At 41.5% G+C, this 24553-nt stretch carries 19 protein-coding genes; 10 read left to right on the forward strand and 9 right to left on the reverse strand.

Features of this window, described 5'->3' with window-relative positions; genetic code table 11:
* Positions 1-167: 167 nt before the first annotated feature.
* From J4N25_RS23860 to J4N25_RS23890, 7 genes are all read right to left on the reverse strand, one after another.
* Positions 168-1508 carry an alkaline phosphatase family protein gene (locus tag J4N25_RS23860; RefSeq protein ID WP_207424402.1) on the reverse strand — a complete coding sequence of 447 codons (1341 nt, stop codon included), beginning with the start codon at positions 1506-1508 and terminating at the stop codon, positions 168-170.
* 20 nt (positions 1509-1528) lie between these two features.
* A complete protein-coding gene (locus J4N25_RS23865; RefSeq protein WP_207424403.1) occupies positions 1529-2953 on the reverse strand; it encodes a hypothetical protein in 1425 nt (474 codons plus the stop codon).
* Between the two features lie 10 nt (positions 2954-2963).
* A complete protein-coding gene (locus J4N25_RS23870; protein ID WP_207424404.1) occupies positions 2964-6194 on the reverse strand; it encodes a TonB-dependent receptor domain-containing protein in 3231 nt (1076 codons plus the stop codon).
* A 123-nt stretch (positions 6195-6317) separates the two neighbouring features.
* Complete coding sequence (locus J4N25_RS23875) at positions 6318-7298, reverse strand: FecR family protein (RefSeq protein ID WP_207424405.1); 981 nt, start codon at positions 7296-7298, stop codon at positions 6318-6320.
* 65 nt (positions 7299-7363) lie between these two features.
* Positions 7364-7972: an RNA polymerase sigma factor gene (locus J4N25_RS23880; protein ID WP_207424406.1), complete on the reverse strand. Its 609-nt coding sequence runs from the start codon at positions 7970-7972 to the stop codon at positions 7364-7366.
* A 413-nt stretch (positions 7973-8385) separates the two neighbouring features.
* Complete coding sequence (locus J4N25_RS23885) at positions 8386-8880, reverse strand: hypothetical protein (protein WP_207424407.1); 495 nt, start codon at positions 8878-8880, stop codon at positions 8386-8388.
* Positions 8881-9204 carry a hypothetical protein gene (locus J4N25_RS23890; protein ID WP_207424408.1) on the reverse strand — a complete coding sequence of 108 codons (324 nt, stop codon included), beginning with the start codon at positions 9202-9204 and terminating at the stop codon, positions 8881-8883. It abuts the gene before it with no gap.
* Positions 9205-9462: 258 nt separating this feature from the next.
* On the opposite strand from J4N25_RS23890, the gene J4N25_RS23895 reads away from it, so the two are divergent.
* The 9 genes from J4N25_RS23895 (at position 9463) to J4N25_RS23935 (ending at position 21332) form a co-directional block, all read left to right on the forward strand.
* Complete coding sequence (locus tag J4N25_RS23895) at positions 9463-10146, forward strand: response regulator transcription factor (RefSeq protein WP_207424409.1); 684 nt, start codon at positions 9463-9465, stop codon at positions 10144-10146.
* Position 10147: 1 nt separating this feature from the next.
* The gene (locus J4N25_RS23900) at positions 10148-11518 is read left to right on the forward strand and encodes an ATP-binding protein (RefSeq protein WP_207424410.1); all 1371 of its coding nucleotides are present in this window, start codon (positions 10148-10150) and stop codon (positions 11516-11518) included.
* Positions 11519-11625: 107 nt separating this feature from the next.
* Positions 11626-12177: an OmpH/Skp family outer membrane protein gene (locus J4N25_RS23905; protein WP_207424411.1), complete on the forward strand. Its 552-nt coding sequence runs from the start codon at positions 11626-11628 to the stop codon at positions 12175-12177.
* 125 nt (positions 12178-12302) lie between these two features.
* Complete coding sequence (locus J4N25_RS23910) at positions 12303-12668, forward strand: response regulator (protein ID WP_207424412.1); 366 nt, start codon at positions 12303-12305, stop codon at positions 12666-12668.
* A 400-nt stretch (positions 12669-13068) separates the two neighbouring features.
* Entirely contained in the window at positions 13069-13992 is a 924-nt protein-coding gene (locus tag J4N25_RS23915; RefSeq protein ID WP_242696009.1) for a pectinesterase family protein, read from the forward strand.
* 144 nt (positions 13993-14136) lie between these two features.
* The gene (locus J4N25_RS23920; RefSeq protein ID WP_207424414.1) at positions 14137-14901 is read left to right on the forward strand and encodes a rhamnogalacturonan acetylesterase; all 765 of its coding nucleotides are present in this window, start codon (positions 14137-14139) and stop codon (positions 14899-14901) included.
* Between the two features lie 10 nt (positions 14902-14911).
* Positions 14912-15679: a rhamnogalacturonan acetylesterase gene (locus tag J4N25_RS23925; protein ID WP_207424415.1), complete on the forward strand. Its 768-nt coding sequence runs from the start codon at positions 14912-14914 to the stop codon at positions 15677-15679.
* Between the two features lie 621 nt (positions 15680-16300).
* Entirely contained in the window at positions 16301-19531 is a 3231-nt protein-coding gene (locus J4N25_RS23930) for a SusC/RagA family TonB-linked outer membrane protein (RefSeq protein ID WP_207424416.1), read from the forward strand.
* Between the two features lie 22 nt (positions 19532-19553).
* A complete protein-coding gene (locus J4N25_RS23935) occupies positions 19554-21332 on the forward strand; it encodes a RagB/SusD family nutrient uptake outer membrane protein (RefSeq protein ID WP_207424417.1) in 1779 nt (592 codons plus the stop codon).
* Between the two features lie 109 nt (positions 21333-21441).
* Here the strand turns inward: J4N25_RS23935 and J4N25_RS23940 are convergent, their stop codons facing one another.
* Entirely contained in the window at positions 21442-22566 is a 1125-nt protein-coding gene (locus tag J4N25_RS23940) for an alpha/beta fold hydrolase (RefSeq protein ID WP_207424418.1), read from the reverse strand.
* 95 nt (positions 22567-22661) lie between these two features.
* Positions 22662-23054 carry an SPW repeat protein gene (locus J4N25_RS23945; protein WP_207424419.1) on the reverse strand — a complete coding sequence of 131 codons (393 nt, stop codon included), beginning with the start codon at positions 23052-23054 and terminating at the stop codon, positions 22662-22664.
* A gap of 400 nt (positions 23055-23454) precedes the next feature.
* On the opposite strand from J4N25_RS23945, the gene J4N25_RS23950 reads away from it, so the two are divergent.
* On the forward strand, positions 23455-24396 hold the full coding sequence (locus J4N25_RS23950; protein WP_207424420.1) for a hypothetical protein: 942 nt from the start codon (positions 23455-23457) through the stop codon (positions 24394-24396).
* Positions 24397-24553 lie beyond the last annotated feature (157 nt).

The following is a 24553-nucleotide window of genomic DNA, read 5'->3' on the forward strand; positions in this document are numbered from 1 at the left end:
TTCAAATCCGGCGATACAACGGCTTTAGTACTGGTACAGTGGTTTCAGAAACAGCGTGAGTCCTTGGCAAGTGAAGATTTAACTAATTGGAATATAGTAAGGAATATAGGAGCCGAACTTTATAATAAATGCCCTCAGAGAGTTAGATGTCCGCTGAGGGCATTTCGTTATTTTTTGTTCGTGCTTAATACGGAAGGCAAAAACTTGCCGTCGGGAGCATTAAATTCAAAGCCTAATAATTTGGCTACTATTGGAGCGATGTCTTCCAGAGCCATTTGCGGTATTACAGTGCCTTTTTCTATGCCTGCTCCTGCCGCGATAAATCCGGTTTGTATTTCATGGAAATCTGGATAAAATCCGTGGGTTCCTCCCTTAGCCGGTTTAAGAGGTTCACCCTCCGTCGAGCCATTCATACTAATGCCTTTCATAGGAGCTAAAGCTAAAACAGCATTGGGATCTGCCCCTATTTTATCAAGCTCAGAACGTTCAACTATCCGGAATAAGCTACGGTACTTTTGAGGAAGACCATTTAAAAGGGCTTTTACCTCGTTTAGTGTTTTTGTATCGCCTTTTTTGCTCAGATGCAAAAACGCCGAACCGCTTGCGGTATGGAACATCGCTTTCCAGCCTTCGTTGTTTTTAGCACCTGCAAGCCCTTTTTCAGCCAGCCATACATTTGGAGCAAGAGCTGAATGAATATCTGAAAATCCATGATCGCCGGTAATGATTATAGCAGTTTGATCTTTGATACCTGCTTTTTCAAGTCCGTCAATCAAGTTTGATACTGCATGATCTGCCACTGCTACTGCTCGTCGAACTTCTGCTCCCGAGCGTCCATGTTTATGTTGGGCTCCGTCAACACTCACAATGTGTATGGTTAGCAAGCTAGGCTTATACTTCTGAAGAATGTAGGCAGCCATACGGCTGTTGTTCTCGTCAATGTCAAAGTACTGCAGATTTAAACTGCTTGCTTCGATATGTCCGATAACTTTATCGGTCATTTCTTCGAATAAGCCTCTAGGTGTTGCTGATTCGCTTATGGCTCCCCTGCGGTCAGAAGGATCTGTTTTCGACCATATCTCGGGAAGGTTATAGTCAATTGGAGCTCCAACCGTTACTGGCCATGATACTGAAGCTGTTTTCAATCCGGCTTTTTTTGCGGCTGCCCATATCGTTTCTGATTTTACTTCTTTGGCCTCTGTAGGCCAGTCACCTCTTCCGTTAGTCTGGAATGGGGTGTTGTAGTAAATGCCATGACGTGCAGGTAAAGCTCCGGTTACCAAAGTAGTATGCGATGGATAGGTAACACTGGGAAATATGGATCTTACCTCTTCAGCATAAACACCATTAGCTTTTATGCTCTGCAGGTTGGGTGCTGGCCAGGAGGGATCCAGATAGAAATCAGGACGAAAGCCGTCAATACTAACGAGTATGACGTGTTTTGCTGGTTGAGCAGCTGCTGCCAAAACAACTGCAGTTGCTATAATCGTTGAAAATATCCTCTTCATTGAATTGCTGGAATTAGTATTTAGTTAAGGAATGGAAAAATTTCCTTAGCCTGTTTATTCTGGACCAGTATTTTGTTCATGTCAAATTTCATGGTCACCAGGTTCGATGTGCGGTCGTATGTGAAATCGTCCATTCCCCTGTTGAGAGGTATAAATGCAGGTATTTGGGCTTTGATATCTTGAGAGGTAATGTTACTGTTGTTCAGCTGTTCCGTCTGTGATACCGGAAATTTAATTCCCAGATCTGTCATACGTCTTCCCTCGGCGAAAAATATTTCCTGACGCAGCAGATACAAAATATACATCAGATCATCCTGCGAAGTAGTATTGTCGATATCCTGAGCTGTGACCTTTGTACCTGAGATTGTATATGCTGTTATGTTTCCCGCCTGCCGGTTTAATACATATCCGCTTTTTACAGGAGCTGCTGGATCGAACTTTAGGTTGGCTGCAGTAAGCGCATAGTCTGTCCGGTTTCCGCCGTTCCGGGTCTCTTTCTTGTCGTCAAGAGAAACGGTGGGCCTTTTGGAAACCACTTCATCTAACATATTTTTCAATGTAGTTTTTCCAGCTGCCAGGTCGCCAGATGAGATTTGAGCTTCGGCAATAATAAGGTAGGCCTCTTCAGCTTTGGCAATACTAACAGGTTTTTGTTCCTGGTTTGCAGTTCCTACATGATAATACTTCGGATCCAGGTAATCCAGACGGGGTAAAGGGGCGAACTCGTTGGTAGTGGATGAGAATATATAGGTTTGAAAATCGTTAGATACTCCATTTACACCATCAAATGTAACTTGTTTCAAGAGCGTCTTATTGCTCAAAGCTTCATTTGCGAAACGGGTTGCATTTGCGGCATCTCCAAGATCATAGTACGCACGCGCTTTAACTATATTGTATACCAGTTTTTCGTTGGCAATAGTTTGCAAATCGATAGCCTGGTCCAGGCTGGTAATCGCCATTCTAAAGTGCTCCTGAGGTGTAATTGCCACAGCCCCTCTTGCTGTGGGAAGGCTGACAAAAAGCTCTCCACTCAGCAGGTGAGCGTAAGCATTTATAAACAGGATTTCAGCCCGGTCATTAGCAGTGGTGGATGCATCGCTGTTCACGATCGTATTTATGCCATATTCCGACATTTCCCGCAGGCGGTGGACGGCAACTTGAAGGTTATTTACGTCAAGATCGAAATAATCGATCTGTGGGATATCGAACACTTTGCTGCTAAGAGTCCGGTTATTAAAGTAGTTGTCGGAGACTAGTTCAGAACTTACCACTGCCTGGTTAATGGTAAGTGCAAATTGGCGTCGTAAACCATTGAGCCAGGTTTTGGTCACCTCTGGCGTGGTAAGGTAGACTTCATCCGTAATATTTGGATTTTCGACATCACAACCTGATAAAAGAGTGGGAACAATGAGTGTAGTATATAGAATGTTTTTGATTATTTTCATGTTGAAGGATTTAAAAGTTTAGCCTGATGTTTCCAAGGAACTGACGGGGAGCTGAATACGTGGCATAGGATACCCCTCCGGTAGTAGCTCCGTTTTGTCCCTGGGTGCTACCACTTATAGTAGCCTCCGGATCGAAGCTTGAGGACGAGAAGTTTAAAGGGTTTACAGCACTGAAACCAATGGAAACACCCTTTATTGCTCCTTTAAGGTAGCGTGGGGCAAAGGTGTAAGTGGCGCCAATGGTCCTCACTTTGATGAAATCAGTTTTTTCTACAAATCTGTTTGTAACATCGAGCCAACGGGTTCTTTGACTTTTGTCGATCTCGGCCTGAGGGATTCCCTCTGTATCGGCTCCATAATTAAACCGGAACTGCCGGTCGAAAGAAACGGCGAAAGCTCCTTTTTGGTAGTCGGCATTAGCGAAGATGCTCAGAGCCTTATATTTGAAATTAAGACCCATACTTCCAAAAAGGTCGGGCAAGGTTGTGCCAAGATAAGATTGCGGGGTAGTGCTTGTTAAAAGTCCACTATCGTCGAATACGCCAAGGTTGCCTCTGATAAAACCTACCGGATAACCTTCCTGGACCACAGTTTGAACCGTCCGTGCGCTGAAACCGTTAATATTGAACGGAGCAGCACCACCTGAGCTGACCACTTTATTATATAGCGTGTTCAAGGAAGCGTTAATGCTTAATGTGTAACTCTTTTTCTGCAGCGGTACGAACACTGTGTTGAACTCCAATCCCCGGTTTAAAATTTCTCCTATATTTCTAAATTGATTGATCTCACCTGTCGATGGAGCCGGAGGTGTGGAGAACAGAGCATCGCGGGTTGCTGAGTGATAGAAGCCTCCGGTAATCAGGATGCGGTCGTTCAGGAAACCCAGATCTATACTGGCTTCCAGCGTACCTGTTTTCTCGGGTTTAAGGTTCGGGTTCCCTGGCTGTCCAAAGTAGGCGGCCTGTGCTCCATTGAAGCCGGAGAAGGAAATGGTACGTTGATTACTGAATGGTACGGGAAGGTTACCTGCCAAACCATAATTACCTCGAATTTTCATTGAAGAGATTACGCTTCGCAGGGGTTCAAAATACTTCTCAGTTGAGGGTATATAGGATAAGCCAATTTTAGGGTAGTACTGTAATCCTATGTTATCTCCAAAGGCTGGGTTACCATCTGCTCGTAGTCCGAGATCAAGGAATAGTTTATTTTTAAATCCAACGTTCTCCTGAACATACATCCCGTAATTGACAGCTTCAAGATAAGCTTCAGTACTTGTGCGCGACGCTGCATCCCTGATTATACGGGCACCATCACGAATATTATCACCACGGTATTGTATCTGTTGATCCTCGTTACGGAACAGCTGCCAACCAATTGTGCTGACAAAAGAGAAGTCAGCTAATTTGAGTTCATATTGCCCGTTGGTTTCAAAGGTGAGACCCAAATATTTACGGTCAAAATTATCTATAAAACCCTGGTTGTTCACGGCAGCATTGGTGGTATGTGAAATGTATTTATTGGTTTGGATTATGGTTTGACGCTGCACCCGGTAATCGACACCTCCGGTAGCTTTAAACACCAAGTTTTTTAGTGGGGAGTATTTGAAAACCTGAGAGGTGATAAAGCGGTTAACGTTAATGTTATTGTCCTGTAAACGTTCTGCTTCGTCAACGTAAGCTTTGATTGCCGTAAACTCCTCTTCGGATTGTGCGTCGAGATTTGGATTGAATTTCGGACCAGTTATCGATGATGCTCCGCTTTCTGCAAACCATAGGCCTGTATAACCTCCCTGATTACCATTACGGTTTCGCTTAAATGTATTGTTCGTATAGCTGAATGAGCTTTCGTAAGTTAACTTGCTGCCCAGGGCGGCATTGAAACCCGACCGAAAGTCTATTTTTCTGTTATGGTTTTGGTTGAAAATCTGCACGCCCTGAGTGTTTAAATAGCCAGCCGAGAAGCTGTACCCTACCGAGCCTTTGCTTCCATTTATACCAAGATTATGTTTCTGAAATAACCCGTTTTCAAAGAGCAGATCTTTTGTGCGTTTATACTTAAGAAAGTCCGTGGTCGGAGTTTCAACACCCGTCTGCGTTTCGATCGTAATGCTAGTTCGTTCAGGTCCGCTTTTCTTAGTAATGATCTGGATGACGCCATTAGCTGCGTCTGATCCGTAGAGCGTGGTTGCCGCACCTCCATTAACAAATTCAACCTTTTCTATGTTTTCCAATGGAATATCGGCAATAGAACTAATGGCTGCGCCAGAGGCACTGCCGCCGCTAAGTGTTGAGTTTGTATTTAAATTATCAAGGCGGACGCCATCAACATAAATGATAGGAGTAGAATTAATGAAGCCCGAATTGACACCTCTTGAGCGCATGATTGAAGTTGCTCCTGCCTGTCCGCCTGTTAATCGTATCTGGGCGTTTGGCAGCTTGGCCTGCAATAACTGATCAAATCTTGTAGCGGGGATATCTTGTAATTCTTTTTCCCCGATAGAAATTACATTGGTTGACAACCGTCTCTTGCTTATGTTTATTCCTTGCCCGGTTACTACCACTTCATCCAGACCGGTCCTGTCTGCCTCAAGCATGATGCGTAAAGGAGATTTTACCAACTCTGCGTTCAATACGATCCTTTGGGTTCGGTATCCTATGTAGGAGACGGACAAAACCGGATCGGCAGCAGTAATTTTCATGTTGAGTGTGAAGTTACCGCGGGCATCTGTTTGTGTTCCAAAGGTTGTTCCAACAATTCCAAGTGCTACACCTATAAGGGGTTCACCAGTTTGCTTATCTGTAACCAAACCCGTAATGGAGAGGGGAAATGTAACGTTTGTTCGGCCGGGAACGGAGTGAATAACCGGTTTGTAAACATCAAGGATTATCTCCCGGGTATTAATTTGCCTTATGGTCCCCTGATAATCTTTCACGAGAAACTCGAGGACTTCAAGAACCGTTTTGTTCTGTGCAGCAATCGTAACTTTACGGTTTGCGTTTACGGCCTCGGCATTGTAGCCAATGGAAAAAGCTGATTTTTTTTCAACTATCTTTAATACATCTCGTAATGTTTGCTGTTTAACTTCCAATGAAATCCTTACTTCTTTCATGGATTGTCCGGAAGTGGGGGTGTTGGCTAATACCAATGCTTGAACTAGTATAATAAGCGCCAGTGTAAGTTTCATTTTTAAACCAAAAAGTAGCCTGATCAGGTTGTTAGAACCCGAGTAAAATTTTTGCATATTTGAATGTTTTAATGTTTTAACCGATCATTAGAATTTGCAGACTGCTGCTTCAGCTGCCTGCTGCAACCGGATGATGTTACCAGCATTATCCGGTTATTTGTTTTTGTTTACCTTTTCATTTTAGTCCCTGATAATAATTTTATTGTTGCTGACGATGAACTTATGCTTTGTTAAAGTGGAAAGCACATTTAGGGCATGACCTAAAGAAGGATTAGCCATTTTCATAGTATAATGCCTGCTCGGAATACTGGTGGTTTGTAAAATCACTTGTTTTGAAAAATGCCTGCTCAAAAGTGAGGCGATCTCTGGTAAAGTGAAATTATCTATGTACACAGTATTATTACGCCAAGAAAGGATCTCCGATGTTGATTCGTCCTTTATTTCACTCTGTTTAGTTTTAAGATCATAGGTAAGCGTCTGATTTTTGACAATACCCTGGGTGAGGACAGAGGGCTCTGATTTTGGAATGCTCCTTAATATCTTGACTATGCCTGTAGCTACTGAAACCTTTATATGTCCAAGATCTCTATAGGCTCTGATATCGAATGATGTTCCTTTGACTACCGTTTTTAATTCTCCTGAGGTAATTACGAAAGGTTTATCCGGATTTTTTGTAACATCAAAAAAGGCTTGCCCTTCCAGACTTACCTTACGGTCATGATCATTATAATCGGAGCTGATCACCAGACGTGAATTGCTGTTGAGCTCAACTACAGTGCCGTCATCCAGTGTAATAGTTTTGCGGGTGTTATTTGTGGTATTTACTACTCTTTCCTCTGGCCTAAGGGGCTTAGAAGAATTCAAGTAAAGAAAGCCAATGGTAGTAAGCAACACTATTGAGGCAGCTGCAGAAACTGCAAACCACAGTCGCCTGGTTTTATTCTGTTCCTGCGGTTCCTCAATTGTTTGTTTGTCGATCCCATGGTTAATTGTCCTATAGACAGAATCTCTGTTATGGATTTGATCTTTATCCTGTGTTGCTGAGTCGAACGATTCGTACCAGGTATCAATAGCTTGTTTTTCGGAGTCGCTTGCTTGTCCTTCCAGATATTTTAGAAGTATCGACTTTAATTGTTTGTTGCTATACTTTTCTGAGTCCATCCATCTATACTATCCTGGAAAGTGCTTGGAGGTACTTTAAGAGAAGGTTAAGTTTAGGTAAATCTTCAGGGATCAGATATGCCAGCAGCAATCACAATGAGAAGCGCAAGGAAATCGGGATCGTATTCCTTTATCCGGCTCCTTAATTTGTCGAGGGTAATGGAGATGTTGTTCTTTACCGTCTGTTCAGAAACTTCAAGGTATGCAGCAATTTCCTTGATAGATAAACCTTTTTCCCGGCTTAAAAGATAAGGCGTTTTTAACCTGTCGGGCAAGTTGTCAACTGTATTTCTTAATAACTTACTTAATTCTTTAACCTCTATAGAACTATCTAGGTCGGAACCCACCGCAAGTGAAAGCAAAGAGCTAAGCTCAACGCTACGGTTTATAGCATTACTCTCTTTACTGAAATAATCGATTACTGCGTATTTTGCAGATTTGAATAAATACGACGCAATACTTTGCTTATCATCGTGCTGGACAGTTTCACGGTTGCGCCACAAGGAAATAAATATTTCCTGAATGATGTCCTGCGCCTCGTCCTTGTCTTTTATGCGACGGTAAACATGCTTGAACATCTCCTCCCAATAGCGGTTTACCAGGATTTTGAAGGCAAAGTGATCGTTATTTTTCACTCTTTCCAGTAACAGAGAATCTGTTTCAGCATTCAACATGGGACAAAGCTAAAGGGCTTGTTTAAACTCTATATTAAGTTAAATCAGATTCTGGGCTTTTTTTACAGTCTTATTGGTACTTCTTAAGGGAAGAAGGTCATCTAAAAACTTTCATCCTTTTTTTGCGAGCTTCTGTTGATAAAGGTTTTCTTCGCCGCCTGCTCTTTGTACTCCTGCGGGAACCAGTTGCCACTTAATCATTTAACATTTTAGAAATGTTAATTTTGGTTATATGACCTATCTTAGAATAACAAAATGTTAGGGTATGCATCTATTAAAATCAGTCCTGTGCTTGGTTAGAGGGCATAAGTGGAGATATCGATTTGACGGCACCAAAAAGAAATGTGCGTGGTGCAAGAAACGGGTGGTAATTCATAAGCTTACCATGTGATTTAATTGAGATTAACTCAGGTTCATTGGTCGCCAAATTGTGTTCCTATAACACTGTTGCGGTATAGCTGAAATTGAGGCATGAAATCAAAGTCACTATTTGCCTTATATGCAGGCTCTAATACAATGGTCCACCTAAAGTCTTCTGAAAGCTCCACCGAGCTCCAGAAGAAAACTGCTTCCAATTCCTCTAAACTTACGTCCTGTCCTTTTTGCCGGAGGTACTGTTTCAATTGGAAAAGTAAAATGCTTTTGAGCCCTTGGTACTGCCTTGCCAATTCAACTACCTCCGACAATTGTTCTGCACTTGGACCGGATAGGCCAGATGAAAAGATCCTTAGCTCAATATCGTATTCTGCAGCTATATTATGGACCTGGCCCGACCAATAATAACGGGAACCTTCCTGGTTGAAAAACAACAGGCCGATGTCGGGAATAATTACGCTGTGACTGTATTTCCGTTTGGAAGAGGGAGCAATTGCCTTCCGTAATTTATCCCAAAGGTTTAATATCTTCATTTAACTCGCTTTAAGCTTCCTCACATATTGAATTAACAAGCCTCCTGCTTTTTGAAGGACTCCCAGATATTGGAAGCTTAGCTTTAAGGCAAACACTATTAAACCTAGCTCCCAATTTATAATTAGCATAACAACCAGTAGACCTAATTCGAACCAGTATAGGTATTCCATCCACAAGGGCAAGAGAGTAAAGTTCGAAGGCAGAACTCCTTTTTTAACCAGTCTTATTTGTTTTTTATCGAAAGAAACAATTGCGGTAATAATCAGGTAAATTGAAACGATGGCTAAAGAAACAAGACTAATGGTGTTATTAAAGATTAACATGTGAATTTTTGTATTTATATCCTATACACAACATTCAAAGTTGAAAGCTGTACCTTAAAATTGCCTTAAAACTTATTGAAGAAAAGAAAGGTGCTTTTCCATGCTTTTAAGGTGTTTTTAAGGATTGCAGGGTACATTTGAATGATGTTGGCTGGAGTGTTGCTGGCATCATCCATAAGTTCAGAGCCCTAGCAATAGGGCTTTGTTTTTTGTAGGAAAGTCGTCGGGGAAATTACATGAGATAACGCGTCAAATGCTATGGTGAAAATTCTTATTCTGGAAGATGATCGAAAAATGGCTTCTGAGTTGAAGTTGTTCTTGAAAAATAATGGGTTCAATTGTGAGGTGGTTCATGATGGAGGTGTTTTTCTGAATATGGACCTGGGTAAATTTGCGTTGTATCTTTTAGATATTAACGTTCCGACGCTAAATGGAATAGAAGTTTGTAAACGTATCCGTGAAAGCAATAGTTTAAGCCCCATTCTGATGCTCACAGCTTATAGTTCTGTTTCGAATAAGGTGCAGGCACTTAACTTTGGAGCAGATGATTATTTAGTTAAACCTTTTCATCTTGAAGAGCTTCTGGCGCGAATTAATGCCCTGCTTAGGAGATCGGCAAGAGAAGTTAAAGAGGAGGAGGATGTGATCTACACAGTAGATGACCTGGAAGTTAATATATCAGAAATGAAAGTTCAACGAGCTGGAAAGCAAATTGAATTGACACCTAAAGAGTACAAGTTACTTGCATTGCTGGCTAAGGCGAAAGGACGCACTGTTTCTAAGCAAGTTATTTCTGAGGAGGTCTGGGATATTAACTTTGAGACAGGAACAAACACGATTGAGGTTTATATCAACTTTCTGAGAACAAAAATCGATAAAGGCTTTAATTCCAAACTAATTCACACCCGGACAGGATATGGCTATTATTTAAAGAAGATCTAAAATGAATCTTAAACTCCGATTTTCATTAGCCTTCAGCCTTCTTTTTTCATTGCTCCTTGCAGCCTTGATGCTAACCATATACTATTTGTTCTCAAACTTCCGCCAGGAGGAATTTCGCGACAGGCTCTCAGAAAAAGCAGAAACAACAGTGAAACTTCTTGTAGAAGTAAAAGAGGTTGACTACCAATTAATGAAAATAATTGATAGAAATAGTATCAATCGATTATACAACGAAAAGACGCTTGTATTTGATGATGAAATGAAGCTTATTTATAATAGTATAGATAATGCCAGGGTTAGTTGGACAAAAGAGGACTTGAAAAAAGTAAAGGAGGAGAATTTAACCTTTAAACGATATAAGGAATATGATGTATTAGGCATTCATTACCCCTATTACAATAAAGACTACTACGTGTTAATTTCTGCCGAAGACAAATATGGGAACAACAAACTCAGATATCTGAAATACCTTCTAGCGGTTTCATTTGTGGTCAGCGTAGTTCTTGTTTGGGTTCTCTCATTTTATTTAAGCAAAATGAGCCTTAAGCCGCTTGACAGTTTCAGGAAGGAAATTCAGGAAATTACAGACAAAAATTTAAATAAAAGATTAAGCGAGCCAACAGCCGCGGGTGAAATTCAGGCACTATCCTATTCTTTTAATCAGATGATGAATAGGATTGATTCTGCCTATCAAAGCCAGAAATCATTTACCGGAAATGCTTCGCACGAGTTGCGAACACCTATCGCTAAAATTTTAGCACAACTGGAGAATGTTATGGGAGACAGGGATATCTCAGCCAGTGTAAGAAATACCTTGAACAGTGTAATTGAAGATGCAACACAATTGTCGGAGATAGTGACTTCCTTATTATTACTCTCTGAAATTAATAATAAGGGGGATTACGCAAGCTTTTCAAAAGTCAGGTTAGATGAAATTATTTTTGCTTCGTCAGCCCAGGTGGCCAAGTTTCATCCTGATTTTAAGTTTCAATTTGAAATAGAACCGTCGTCTTCAGTTGATCTGAATTTAGAGGTGAACGCTGATGAAATACTTTTACAGATAGCTTTTGCCAATTTATTTAGGAATGCCTTTGTTTACTCAGAGAATAGAACGGTACAGTGTAAGATAAATCAGGCGGGAGGGAATTTGGAGGTAGTTATCACGAACACCGGTCCAACCCCTAAAGTTAAAGATACTTCGGAACTTTTTAACACCTTTACCCGCGGCGATAATGTAATGGAAAAAGCCGGTAGCGGTATCGGCTTAAGTATTGTAAAACGCATCTTGCAATACCATTTTGCTATCGTTGAATATAAAACACCCACCTCAAATTTAAATGTTCTGGTAGTAACTATTCCTAATAGTATTTAAGCCCATATTAAGCTCCCTTTAAGCTGATTTTAAGATCGTCAGGCAATATTTGCGTACTGATTAAGGTATGAATTACCTGGTATTCCATTTATTAATTGTTTATAAGTATGCAGTATAAGATGCTATTTCTGGTAGTCCTTTTTCATATTTCGCTTGCTGGCTTTTCTAAAGCGTTTGCTCAGCAAAAGCTTGGTTATATAGATTCTGAGGCACTATTGATAGCATTACCTGAATTTAAGGCAGCGGAAGCTGCATTCGAGAAGTTTCAAAAACAGAAGCAATCGGAGTTGGAGGGTATGGATAAGAACCTAAGTTCAAGGATTTCGCAATATGAAGGGAAGTATCGAAATTTAAGTGAAGCTAACCGGGAGGTGCTTGAAAAAGAATTGAAAGCTCTGGCTGCAGAGATTGAGAATTTAAAGGAAAAGCTTGAAGAGACCTCGCTTAAATCGCAAGAGGACCTCGCTTCACAGCAGGAGAAACTATACGCTCCGGTTTTAGAAAAAGCACAACTTGCTATTAAAGCTCTTGCTAAGGAAAAAGGATATTCTTATGTTCTGGACGTTTCACAACCTGGTTTACTCTTTTTCCAAGGTGAGGATCTTACTCCAGCCGTAAAAGAGAAATTAATTACGAATTCTGGTACTGCAAAAAAGTAGCAGATACGGGATTATAAGGCAAGTATTTTAGGGGCCTGAAAACGAAAACAAGTCATGGAATTCGGCGACAGGCAGAACCAGTAATGATTGTTGTATAGTGAAAGATTAAATACTTGGTTATCCAGATGAGTTCTAAAGTTCTAGTACAAGAGGGAGATAAGGATGTTGGCGAACTAATAAAAGTGATCTTAGAAAGCGCAGGGCATCAGGTAGTGTTGCTACGTAATGTGGAGAACTTACTTCAGGTGGCATCAAGATATTCGCCAGATCTTATTATTATAGACCATGTTTTACGCGATGATCCTATTTTAGACCTTTGTAATCAGGCCAGATTTAATCAGGCAACCGCAAGAACTCCAATTCTGATCACCTCAACCAGTCCTCGCGCTAAAGAACTTTTGTCTATTTCTAAGGCTGATGATTTACTCGAGAAGCCGTTTGACATCGGTGTTCTTGTCGAAAAAGTATCAAATTGCATTTCTTGCAAGTAAAATGAAGTGGGGGGATATGCCATGAAATAGGCTACCAAGCAATCGGTTTTAAGCCTTTTTTAATCCCCATGTTTTTATTTTGTTCGTATCAGTTTTCCCAACTGAAATCCATCATAAGTTAAAGCCCTAGTAATAGGGCTTTATTCCTGCCTATAATACGAAATCTTTGAACCTGGCATCTCAAATAATGTCTCTCTTCATCATGGTAAGTTAATGCTACAAAGCGGTATGGGCATGGATACTAAGGTGAGTTATTTTGGTTACTTAAAATAAAGTAGTTACTCTGTGTCAAGCAGAATTACCTAAATTTGACACCCATATTTAACTACACATTCACACTTAGAATATGATACGGAACAAAAGTAAGACTTTAGTAAGTTGCCTTATAACTTGTTTGCTGTTGTGCCTCAGCTCACTCCCCCTGTTTGCGAAAAAGAAGCAGATTGTAGTTGCTCTGGACGGTAGCGGCGACTTTAAGACAGTAAGTGCAGCGATCAATTCAGTTCCTGATAATAATAGTTCAACTATAGTTATCTACATAAAGAACGGTATTTATAAGGAGAAGCTCACGATCCCAAAACTGAAAACGAATATAGCCCTGGTGGGCGAAGATGTAAATAAAACTATTTTAACCTACGACGATTACGCATCAAAGAAAGACAAAGCGGGAAAGGACATTGGTACCTCACGATCAGCAAGCGTCTTTGTGCTTTGTAATGATTTCGTGGCAGAAAACATCACTTTTGAAAATTCTTCAGGTCCTGTTGGACAAGCCCTCGCAATGTCAGTGGGTGGAGATAAAGTCTTTTTCAAAAACTGCAGATTCCTGGGTTTTCAGGATACAATTTATACTTCAGGAGGAAATACCCGCCAGTACTTCTACAAATGCTATATTGAAGGAACCGTCGATTTTATATTTGGTGCAGCAATAGCCGTTTTCGATGAATGTGAAATCTTCTGCAAACGCAGTGGGTACATTACCGCTGCCTCAACGCCGGAGGGGCAGAAGTTTGGGTACGTGTTTAGGGAATGCAAAATTACCGGAAGCGCTCCAGACAATTCATTCTTCCTTGGTCGTCCATGGAGGCCTTATGCCAGGGTGGTCTTTCTGAAATGTGACCTTCCTGCCTTAATTAAGGCTGAAGGATGGGACAACTGGCGAAAGGAAAGTAACGAACAAACTGCCTTTTATGCAGAATATAAAAACAAGGGGAAAGGCTTTCAACCCAATAAGCGAGTGAAATGGTCTAAGCAGTTAACAAAGGAAGAGGCTAAAGAATATTCAACAACAAATATTTTTGGAGGATGGAATCCTCGGCAATAGTGATTCCAGATTAATCTAATCATTAATGCGAAGAAGTGAAAGAAGATGCACGAGGAGCATTAAGCCATGTAAAAGCCTGTAAACCGATGTCAACAGGTTAATAGCCAATGCAAGAGTAGAATAAGTTACGTTTAATTGCGATGTATGAAACCATATTTAATATACAGTTTTATTGCCTTGGGATTTCTGGGGCTGGCATTTACATCCTCGCCCAGGAAAATGAGGGTCTTTTTGGTGGGCGATTCTACCATGTCTGAAAAGCAAATATCTGCTTACCCTGAAACTGGTTGGGGCATGGTGTTTTCAAAGTTTATAGACACATCAAACACCGTAATTTATAATGTAGCCCAGAATGGCCGCAGTACAAAGTCCTTCAAAGAAGAGGGCCGCTGGGCACCGGTAGTGGATAGTCTTCAGAAAGGCGATATCGTTTTAATTCAGTTCGGTCATAATGACGAGATCCGAACCAAGGTACAATCAACAACCGAAAAGGAGTTTCAAAATAACCTGGAGAAATACGTAGCCGATGTGAAAAGGAAGAAGGCGATTCCTGTTTTAATTACCCCGGCAGCAAGAAGGAGCTTCGGAGCGGATGGAAAACTGGAAGATACTCATAAAATCTATTCGGAGCTGGTACGTAAAGTGGCAAGGAAAAAGAAAGTGGCACTTGTAGAATTAGATCGGCAAAGTCAGGCCCTGTTGCAGAGCTGGGGACCTGAAAGATCGGTATGGTTATTTAATCATCTGAAACTGGGCCAGAATCCTAACTATCCTGAAGGGAAAGAAGACAATACTCATTTTAGCGAGTTAGGAGCAAGGAAAATGGCTGAGATTGTTTATGCCGAATTGAAAGCTCTGAATCCGGGCGGAATAAATGAACACTTCTTTAAAGCAAAACCTAAAAATTAAGGATAGAACTATGCGCATCTTTAATAAACTTACAGCTATAGCCCTGGTATTAACGCTTTGTTCTTTTGTGTTAAGGGATCCGGATCGAATCACTGTTTATCTGGTTGGCGATTCTACTGTATGTACCCAGCCTGTTTCTCAGGCACCGGTAACCGGTTGGGGAACTCCCTTTGCGGTCTTTTTTGATAAAACAGTTAAGGTTGAAAACCATGCTAAGGGAGGTAGAAGTACAAGGACGTTTATCGGTGAGAACCGGTGGCAGCCAGTCGCTGATGCATTAAAGGCGGGTGATTACGTATTCATGCAATTTGGCCACAACGATGAGGCTAAGGAACCGCAATATGCTGAACGTTATACTTCGCCTGAGGATTACCGTAAAAATCTAATTCGTTTTATAACAGAGACTCGCGCAAAAAGGGCATATCCTGTTCTTGTAACTCCCGTTTCGAGGAGGAAATTCAGTCCGGAAGGCAAAGCTCTGGAAACGCATATCGAATACTCTAAGATCGTAGAAGAGATCGCTTCAGGGTACAAAGTTCCAATGGTAGACCTGGATAGAAGAAGCAGGGCTTTATATGAAAAATTTGGACCGGAGGGTTCTAAAACCTTATTTAATATTTCAGAGCCTGGAGTAAATCCTCAATTTCCGGAGGGAGCTAAAGACAACACTCATTTTAGCGAATACGGAGCAAGGCTGCTTGCAGAATTAGTTCTCGATGAAATAAGGAAACTGAACCTGGAATTAACCAGCAGGGTGGTAAAACCAAAAGCAAAATAGGGAAGCGCTGTTATTATTATTCACCAGCCGTCATTACCGTTTCTCGATTTCCTGGTGGCCAATCCGGCGTAATTAGTACACCCTTTGGTGTGCTTTTTTTGATATTAAATCTGTGATATTTAGTATTTTAATTCGTAATCCAGATCATTTTATTCCATTGTTAAAGGTCCCATATTTGTAGTAGTTAAAAGGAACGGCAATGGAAATTTTAAAAAGAATTTTTAGCACTCTAACTAACTTTTTGGAAAGTTTGGATTAAGAGAAGAAAACTGTTAAAATCAGTTTTGATAAAGTAATTCTCCTCTCAGGCAGGATTTAGAAAAAAAGGGCGAACCGTGAGGTATATTGCCCTTTTTTTGTGAAAATCAATTCGTTTATTTAAGGCCACTAAGAACCTTCCAATTACTTTCATCCTCCGTTTTTGAGCATCTGCTCATGAAGGTTTTATTTTGGTTGATCTTTCGCAAACCACATCACTTTAGCATTTCATATACGAATATCCTTTTCATTTCAATATTAAATTTTAAACGGGACTTCCTGCTAAGTTTAATGTAAAGTCGAAAGTTCTTTAACTTGAGCTTTAAATACCGGGAATAGCTTTGCGACCAAATCGAGAAGCTAATGAAACTCAAAAGTTCTACTATTATTTTTTTTATTTCAGCTCTTTTGCTGCTCTTCCATGCGGGGGTGTATGCACAAACACGAACAGTTAGCGGTACTGTCAGCGACAATAAGAACGAATCGTTGCCAGGAGTAGGTGTAGTATTAAAAGGTACTAAAACTAGCGCAACTACAGATGCTAATGGAAAGTATGTAATAAACAATGTTCCTGAAAATGGTATTCTGGTTTTTACATTTATAGGGTTTGGTACGAGGGAAGTTCCGGTTGCGGAGAAGTCTGTAATTAATGTGAAGCTTGAATCTGATACGAAAGCACTGACTGAAGTAGTGGTGGTAGGTTATGGAGTGCAGAAAAAAGCCAACCTGACTGGAGCTGTTGAGTACATCTCAGGCGAGGTATTACAGAACCGCCCTGTTCCTAATCTTACGCAGGCCATCCAAGGGGCAATTCCTAACCTTAATATTAGGATGATGGATGGAAAGCCAACTCAGGCTCCCAATTTTAACGTGCGTGGAGTTACCTCTATTGGACAGGGTGGAAATGCGCTGGTTCTTATTGATGGGTTTGAAGGCGATCCAAGTTTGCTTAATCCAAATGATGTTGAGTCTATTTCTGTGCTGAAGGATGCGGCATCCTCCGCCATTTACGGTGCGAGGGGTGCTTTTGGTGTGGTTCTTATTACCACTAAAAAGCCTCAGAAAGGACGAACCACAGCATCTTTCTCATCGAATTATGCATTCAAGCAACCATTGCAGGTCCCAGATTTTGTCACCGACGGATATACCTGGTCTAAAATGTTTGCAGAGGCCTTTGTAAATGGAGACGGGGCTTTCCCTCAAAATGCAAATAAAACCCAAAAGTTCTCACAAGCGTATCTGGATGAGTTTAAAAGAAGAGTAGAGTCTGGGCAGCCCTATAATGAAGTTGAAGTAAACCCTACAACAGGTGAATACACCTATTATGGAAGCACCGACTGGTACGGGCACTTATACAAGAAAAACACTGGTGCTATAGAAAACAACGTGTCTGTTAGCGGAAGCGCAGAGAAGGCTTCTTTTCTGGTTTCTGGCAGGTTTTTGAATCAGGACGGTCTTTTTAGATACAATACAGATGATTATAGTATGCAGAATATCAGGGCAAGAGGCACTGTGGATTTATTCAGGTGGTTAACAGTAGAAAACAATGCTGATTATTCTGTGATGAAGTATCATAACCCGATCAACGTGGGAGAGGGCGGAGGAATCTGGAGAAACATTGCAGATGAAGGACATCCAACAGTTCCTATGTTTAATCCTGATGGATCTCTTTCGTTTACGGCGGCGTATACGGTCGGCGATTTCTATTATGGAAAGAACGGCATTGATACTACAAGAAAAGTGTTCAGGAACATCACCGGTCTTAGGGCAAAGTTCTTTGATAATAAATTCAGGGTAAACGCCGACTTTACCTTCAGGAATACTGATGGAGGAGTAAATCGTAGAAGGGTTCAGGTGCCTTACAGTACAGGTGCAGGACAGCTTGCCTATGTGGGTACTACAACCAATGATCTTCTCTTTTCTAGTAGAGAGACCAGGTATTTAGCTACCAACATTTACGGAGAGTTTGAAAATACGTTCAGGGACAGGCATTACCTTAAATTTATGGCCGGGTACAACTACGAACAGTCTACCTTAAATGCTCTTCTTACACAGCGAAACGGAATTATTTTCGATGATGCCTTCGATTTGAACCTGGCGTTAGGGCAGGCTATAACTACCGGGGGTGGTTATGAGAAATGGGCAATACTTGGCGGTTTCAGTCGCTTGAATTATTCCTTTGCCGACCGGTATTTGTTAGAGGTTAACGCTCGCTATGACGGCTCGTCTAAGTTTCCGCAAGATCAACGCTTTGGCTTCTTCCCTTCCGTATCCGCTGGATGGAGAATTAATCGTGAGCCATTCTGGAAGATTTCTCCCAAATTTGTCTCTGATCTGAAACTTCGCGCTTCTTACGGATCCTTGGGCAATGGTAATATTGATTCCTATGCCTATCAGGAGCTTTTTAGAATTGTACAGTCCCCGATAATCCTTAATGGTACAAAACCTCAAACTACTAGCCAGCCCGCAGTTTTGCCTCAAGGTATAACCTGGGAAACTTCAACTACCACTAATATTGGTTTAGACCTTGGCATGTTATCTAACCGCTTATCTTTCTCGGGAGATGCCTATATCCGAAATACTACCGACATGTTTACGGTAGGCTTAACACGGCCGGCTACTTTTGGCAATACGGTTCCTAAAGGCAATTTTGCCGATCTTCGTACCAGAGGATGGGAGCTGTCGTTGAGCTGGAGAGACAAGATAGGAGGGAAATCCAAGCCCTTCAACTATAATGTCCGTTTGATGCTTTCGGACAATAAATCGAAGATCACACGGTATAACAATGAGAATAAGCTTTTGAGCGACTATTATGAGGGACAGACTTTGGGAGAGATCTGGGGTTATGAAACCGAAGGCTTTTTCATAGATCAGGCTGATATTGATGCCCACGCTAAACAAAGTCCTCAGATGCGAGCGTCGCCTACAAATATTTGGTATCCTGGAGATATAAAACTTCGTGACCTGAACAATGATGGTTTTATTAATGTAGGAACTAACAGTGTGAACAATCCCGGCGATAGACGGATCATCGGCAACTCGGCTCCGAGATATCAGTATGGAATAAATCTTGGAGCAGACTGGAGCAACTTCTCTTTCTCTGCATTTTTCCAGGGAGTGGGTAAACAGCAATGGTACCCAAGTACTGAGACTGAGATGTTCTGGGGCCAGTATAACCGTCCTTATAACAACATCCCCACATTTCATCTTGGCAATATGTGGACGCCAGAAAATACAAATGCCTATTTCCCTAGAACCATGTCGCGTGCCGCTTCAAACAACACGAGCAGAGAGTTAGGGGTGGCACAAACGCGCTACCTGCAAAATGTAGCTTACCTGCGTATGAAAAATATCCAGATTGGATATCAACTTCCACAAAGGCTGATATCCAGGATCGGAGCGCGTACAGCCAGGCTTTATCTATCGGGTGAAAATTTATTTACGTACTCTCCGCTGTACAAGATCATGAAGACCATCGACGTTGAGAACGCTGTTCCTGCTGATCAGGTGCTAAACCCTAATAGTACAAATGGTGATGGTTATAATTATCCGATGATGAAGAGCTTTTCAGCTGGAATAAACTTTGGCTTTTAATAAAATTTTAAATCTCATTCAAATGAAAATACAATATCTATGGTTAATGCTGTTTAGCCTGCTAATCACTGCTTGCGAAACGCTCGACCAGGAACCGGAATCTACAGCAACAAAAAGTGCTGTGTTTGGTACTGAAAATGGATTGAAGTTATATACCAATTCTTTTTACAACATGTCATTCTTGCCACGAAATGCAATCGGTTTGGATGCAATGTCTGATTATCTTGCCGTTAAATCTGTTGAGAGCTTTATTCAACCTGGTGTCTTTTCTTCTGCCCTTAGTACAGGCTGGACATGGACCGACCTGAGGAACATTAATTATTTTATTGCGAACTGTAATAATCCGGCCGTACCTGCTGATATACGAAACAACTATTTGGGAATAGCAAGGTATTTCAGAGCATACTTTTATATGGAGAAGGTGAAACGATTTGGTAATGTGCCATGGATTGGTAAACCACTTGAGGTAGATGATCCCGCACTATATGCTGGACGGGATACACGAGAGCTGGTGATGGACTCGGTCCTTGCCGATATCAATTTCGCTTGTGCCAATATAAAAGCAACGAACGATCCTTCTCGTACAACAGTTACCAAGTATGTGGCCTATGCGTATAAGTCCCGTCTTTGCCTTTTCGAAGGAACCTTCAGAAAGTACCATACTGAACTTAACCTTCAATCTACTGCAGATGTATGGCTTAACAATGCAGCAGCTGCAGCAAAGGAGGTTATGGATAAGGGAGGATATTCGATAAATACAGCCGGAGGTGCAGGAGTATCTTACCGTCAGGTTTTTACTAGTAACGCACCTGTCGCCAATGAAGTTTTGCAGGCTTCGGTAAGTGATCTGAACCAGGGCGTGCTTAACGACGCCAACTGGTGGTGGACCAGCGGAACGTATGGGGCAAAAGCAAGTTTTATCCGCACCTTTATTAATACTTATTTGAAGCTTGATGGTACTCCTTTCACCAGCGACCCATCCTATAAAACAATGTTGTTCAAAGATGAGGTGAAGAACAGAGACCTGCGACTGAAGCAAACTATCAGGTCTGGAGATTACAAACGGATTAACGGTGGTGTACAAGTACCAGCGCCTCCTGTTTTTTCGTACACGTTTACCGGGTACCAACCTATCAAGTATACTCTCGACGATATGTATTATGACGCAGGGGCGTTGAACACAAATGCTATACCTCTTTTCCGCTACGCAGAAGTGCTGCTAAACTATGCAGAGGCAAAAGCTGAACTTGGTACTCTTACTGATGCAGAATGGGCAGCGACAATAGGAGTCCTTCGCGCCAGAGCAGGTATAAGCGGCGGACTAAGCACGAAACCTACAGTAGCAGATCCTTATTTAGTAACAAATTATTTTCCTGGAATAAGCGATCCGGTTATACTTGAGGTCAGACGTGAAAGAGGGATAGAACTGAGCCTGGAAGGCTTCCGTTTTAGTGATATCCTGAGATGGAAGAGGGGCGCATTAATGGAGCAGGAGTGGAACGGATTTTACGTACCATCGCTTGGTACTCCTATGGATCTTAATGAAGATGGAATTCAGGATGTAGCCTTTTATCAGGGCACCAAACCTTCACCGGCTATAGCAGGAGTTACTTATGTTGATGTTTCTCCAGCAATAGGCGGTAAAACAAATTCCCAATTGTTGAAAAATGGAAATAGCGGAGAGCTTATCTGGATGAATGAAATTCCAAGAAAATGGGAGGATAAGATGTATTATTACCCTATTCCTCAAAACGACTACCAGAGGAATCCGCAGTTAGGGCAAAATACCGGCTGGAAGTAATAGAATATTGCTATAACAAGATGCCGGCTTCAAAGCCGGCATCTTGTTATCTTTTCCCCACTCTTGTTTCAAGCAAGGCATTTCTGTTTCTTTTATACCCAAAATCCATTTATCCTTTGCTACCTCTTATAAACTCATTTACAGTCTGATTTAGTTCTTCATGACGTTCCATTAGTCCCATATGTCCCGCTGGTGTTAGGGTTATTACCCTGGATCCAGGTATACGTTGATTCATTTCATAACTAGCTTCTGGCTTCGTTAGTTTATCTGAGTCTGCAGCCACAATCAGGACAGGGATTGAGATGCTGGTAAGTACTGAAGTGGCGTCATAATTAAACATTCCCAGAACTCCGCGCGCGGTGACAGCAGGAGGAGCCATTGCTGATAAAAGACTTGCGAAGTCTAGTTGTGCTGGTGTTTGCGTTCCTGCAAAGGTGAGGAAGCGTGTCATCATCAGCATGTTGCCGTTCGAATAGCTCATCCATCTGCTCAGCCAAACAAGAGGAGAGAACAGGATCATTAACCAGCATATAGGTTTAAGTACAGGATTCTGTAATGCAATTAAAAGTTTATTTAGGATAGCCGTTTTTGTTGGATTAGTATAGGTAGTATGTTCCAGCACCAGTCCCATAATACCGGTAAGCTTTTGTTTAAACATTTTGCAAAAGGTAAGTATTGTCATGCCACCAATACTGTGTCCCCATAAAATAGGATTAACGGGTTGTGTTTTTTCCAGAACGTCGTTTAGAACTGAGGCTAAGTTCTCTAAGGAAAAGTCTTTATTATCCGGACGACGGGATTTTCCCAGGCCTGGTAGATCAATAAGGATTAAGTGGTAATCTTTACCAAAATACTTCTTCTGATAATACCATTGCATACTGTTCGAATTCCACCCATGCACAAATACGATACTTTGACGTCCTTTAATTCCATAATGCTCAATGTTGATTAATGAACCATCTGATCTTCTAAGTTCTTCTTGGTCCTGACTTCTTTCAGGTTTGGGCTCGTCTTCACCTCTTCTTTTTCGGCTCAGTAATAGCTTGATTATGCTCCTCCCTCCTGAAAGAATATAAAGAAGCAAAACTATAGCTCCTATGAGACAAGCGCGGGCATACTCGTCATCCAGTGTGTCCCGGTATACGTACCACTCCCGCCATAAATAAATGTCAGCTCCTAGAAAAAGTAGGGATAGCAAATCTGCAAGTAATAATCCTAATAGCAGTAGGGGCATAATTCTTATGTTTTAAAAGTTCTTGATTATTCGATAGACAGGTTTTTAATAAAAAAAAGCCTCTCATCCGAGAAGCTTTTTATTTTAAAATGTTTTTAGTGAGAGGGACTGATACCTCTGTCCAGATGATGATGATGAGAATGTTGTGACTCTCTTTCTGTGAACAGACCAGCGCCAATTTCAAGAATACCCATAATTAAATGCGGCATGTATACCTGCTCGTCAAAATTTAACAACCATGGAGATGCTGCCAGGAAGATACCTGCTAATACATCCATTGTTAAGTGGGTCGACATAGAAAGAACCTTTTTGCCTCCACCTTCATAATCCGTTAGGAAAGACATCAAAAGGATCACGGCACCAACAATAACTGCCGACCATTTAGCCCCCTCTACATCAGCGAACCCTAAAATCCAGGGAGCTGCAATCAATATTACACCCGACATGTAATCTAACACGGCGTGGAATTTTCTGCTTATGAATCTCATAGATAGTTTTTTTGTTTCAGATCACTAAAGTCCAATAGACGTGCCAAAAGAATTTGAAGCAGAGTCTAATTGGGAAAACAGGTAGTTTCCGGGGTGGTCCTTTTTTAGGGTGTTTTAATCCTCAGCTTTTTCGGGATTGCTTTAGCTTTCCGTTATCCTATTCTTAATCCCAACTTTTGTATGTGTGCGAGATTCCTCTTACATCCCTCACCGATAAGTCCACCTTTTTTAGATTTACTGTGGACCCAACAGGGAAAGAAGGGGACAAAAGTGGGAGTACATATAAAGTGTGGGAATAAGTAGGACGAAGTCAGATTAAAAGAAAATTGTGATGTGAAACATTTTTTCCTTTGACGGTATCTTTTATCTTGCTTTGTCAGTCACTTAAACTTTAGAACTCATGGCCATTATAGATAAGAAAGGAATTCTTCATGGACCTGTTGATAATATCGTGTACCGCTATTACAGGGGAATGCAAATTGCGCAGATGAAGCCTACCAAGGTTAAGCAAACCGTTGCCAGTAAAGAAGCGAGCCTTGAATTTGGTCTGGCTGCCAGTGCCGCAGCAAGTATCCGGGCAGTTTTTAGCCGTGTTTTTAAAGGGAATGATGGGGGAATGGCTAACCGGCTTACTGCAGTAACCTTAAAAAGCATCAAAACTGCTACTCATAAGCGCAGAGGCGAAAGGGATGTGCATGATGGAGACCCCGATATGTTCTCGGGCTTTCAGTTTAACCTTAATTCCCAGGTTGAAGATTGCCTCCGGGTAAAGCCTCAAGTTCAATTTAACGATGATGGAAAGTTGTTTGTTCATATTCCTGCTTTCAGCGCAAAAGATCTTCGCGGGCCTGGTGCTGATCATTTTGTCATCCGGTTCCTGGCTGTATCATTTAACTTCAAAAGCTCCATTGCAAGTTATTTAAGCAGCAAGGAGATCAAAATAAAACAAGGAGAGGGGTTTGAAGGTGCTGAAATAGAGATCCTTGAGTCACTTCCTCCAGGTCGTCTGGTTTTGCTTGGTATGTTTATTCATGCCTACAAATGCGATCATTTTGATGGCTATACCCGCATTAATAATAAAACATGGAGCCCAGGAGGAATAATAGGCGGATGGCAGGCCCCGGCACAGGAAGAGCCAGAAGCGAACAGTGAGCGTGAAAAAGAAATTGCCGCGGTAGGTGATGTTCCAATGGATCCATTACCCTATTCCGGCCATGAAATTCTAAAGAAATTTAAAGATCTATGGGCCAAACAGGACAAAAAGCTACAAGATAAAATAAAGGAGAAACCCAGTGTGCCGGATATAGATGAAGAACTTCCGGTAGGCGATTTTAGTATTTGATTGAAATGTAAGGAATGGGTTCTGGATTAGAAGCAGATCAATAGTCCTTAAATTCCAGCTATTGATGACTCGGTAAGGCGCTAAGGAACAAAAAAGCCCTGAAGCTATGAGAGCAGCAGGGCAACCTAAACCTTATCACAATTATATATTATACGAA

Source organism: Desertivirga brevis, from assembly GCF_017355835.1.

Bases quoted from the DNA above. Each gene is read 5' to 3' on its own strand.
- J4N25_RS23860 (WP_207424402.1), bottom strand. From the start codon at position 1,508: ATGAAGAGGATATTTTCAACGATTATAGCAACTGCAGTTGTTTTGGCA.
- J4N25_RS23865 (WP_207424403.1), bottom strand. From the start codon at position 2,953: ATGAAAATAATCAAAAACATTCTATATACTACACTCATTGTTCCCACT.
- J4N25_RS23870 (WP_207424404.1), bottom strand. From the start codon at position 6,194: ATGCAAAAATTTTACTCGGGTTCTAACAACCTGATCAGGCTACTTTTT.
- J4N25_RS23875 (WP_207424405.1), bottom strand. From the start codon at position 7,298: ATGGACTCAGAAAAGTATAGCAACAAACAATTAAAGTCGATACTTCTA.
- J4N25_RS23880 (WP_207424406.1), bottom strand. From the start codon at position 7,972: ATGTTGAATGCTGAAACAGATTCTCTGTTACTGGAAAGAGTGAAAAAT.
- J4N25_RS23885 (WP_207424407.1), bottom strand. From the start codon at position 8,880: ATGAAGATATTAAACCTTTGGGATAAATTACGGAAGGCAATTGCTCCC.
- J4N25_RS23890 (WP_207424408.1), bottom strand. From the start codon at position 9,204: ATGTTAATCTTTAATAACACCATTAGTCTTGTTTCTTTAGCCATCGTT.
- J4N25_RS23895 (WP_207424409.1), top strand. From the start codon at position 9,463: ATGGTGAAAATTCTTATTCTGGAAGATGATCGAAAAATGGCTTCTGAG.
- J4N25_RS23900 (WP_207424410.1), top strand. From the start codon at position 10,148: ATGAATCTTAAACTCCGATTTTCATTAGCCTTCAGCCTTCTTTTTTCA.
- J4N25_RS23905 (WP_207424411.1), top strand. From the start codon at position 11,626: ATGCAGTATAAGATGCTATTTCTGGTAGTCCTTTTTCATATTTCGCTT.
- J4N25_RS23910 (WP_207424412.1), top strand. From the start codon at position 12,303: ATGAGTTCTAAAGTTCTAGTACAAGAGGGAGATAAGGATGTTGGCGAA.
- J4N25_RS23920 (WP_207424414.1), top strand. From the start codon at position 14,137: ATGAAACCATATTTAATATACAGTTTTATTGCCTTGGGATTTCTGGGG.
- J4N25_RS23925 (WP_207424415.1), top strand. From the start codon at position 14,912: ATGCGCATCTTTAATAAACTTACAGCTATAGCCCTGGTATTAACGCTT.
- J4N25_RS23930 (WP_207424416.1), top strand. From the start codon at position 16,301: ATGAAACTCAAAAGTTCTACTATTATTTTTTTTATTTCAGCTCTTTTG.
- J4N25_RS23935 (WP_207424417.1), top strand. From the start codon at position 19,554: ATGAAAATACAATATCTATGGTTAATGCTGTTTAGCCTGCTAATCACT.
- J4N25_RS23940 (WP_207424418.1), bottom strand. From the start codon at position 22,566: ATGCCCCTACTGCTATTAGGATTATTACTTGCAGATTTGCTATCCCTA.
- J4N25_RS23945 (WP_207424419.1), bottom strand. From the start codon at position 23,054: ATGAGATTCATAAGCAGAAAATTCCACGCCGTGTTAGATTACATGTCG.
- J4N25_RS23950 (WP_207424420.1), top strand. From the start codon at position 23,455: ATGGCCATTATAGATAAGAAAGGAATTCTTCATGGACCTGTTGATAAT.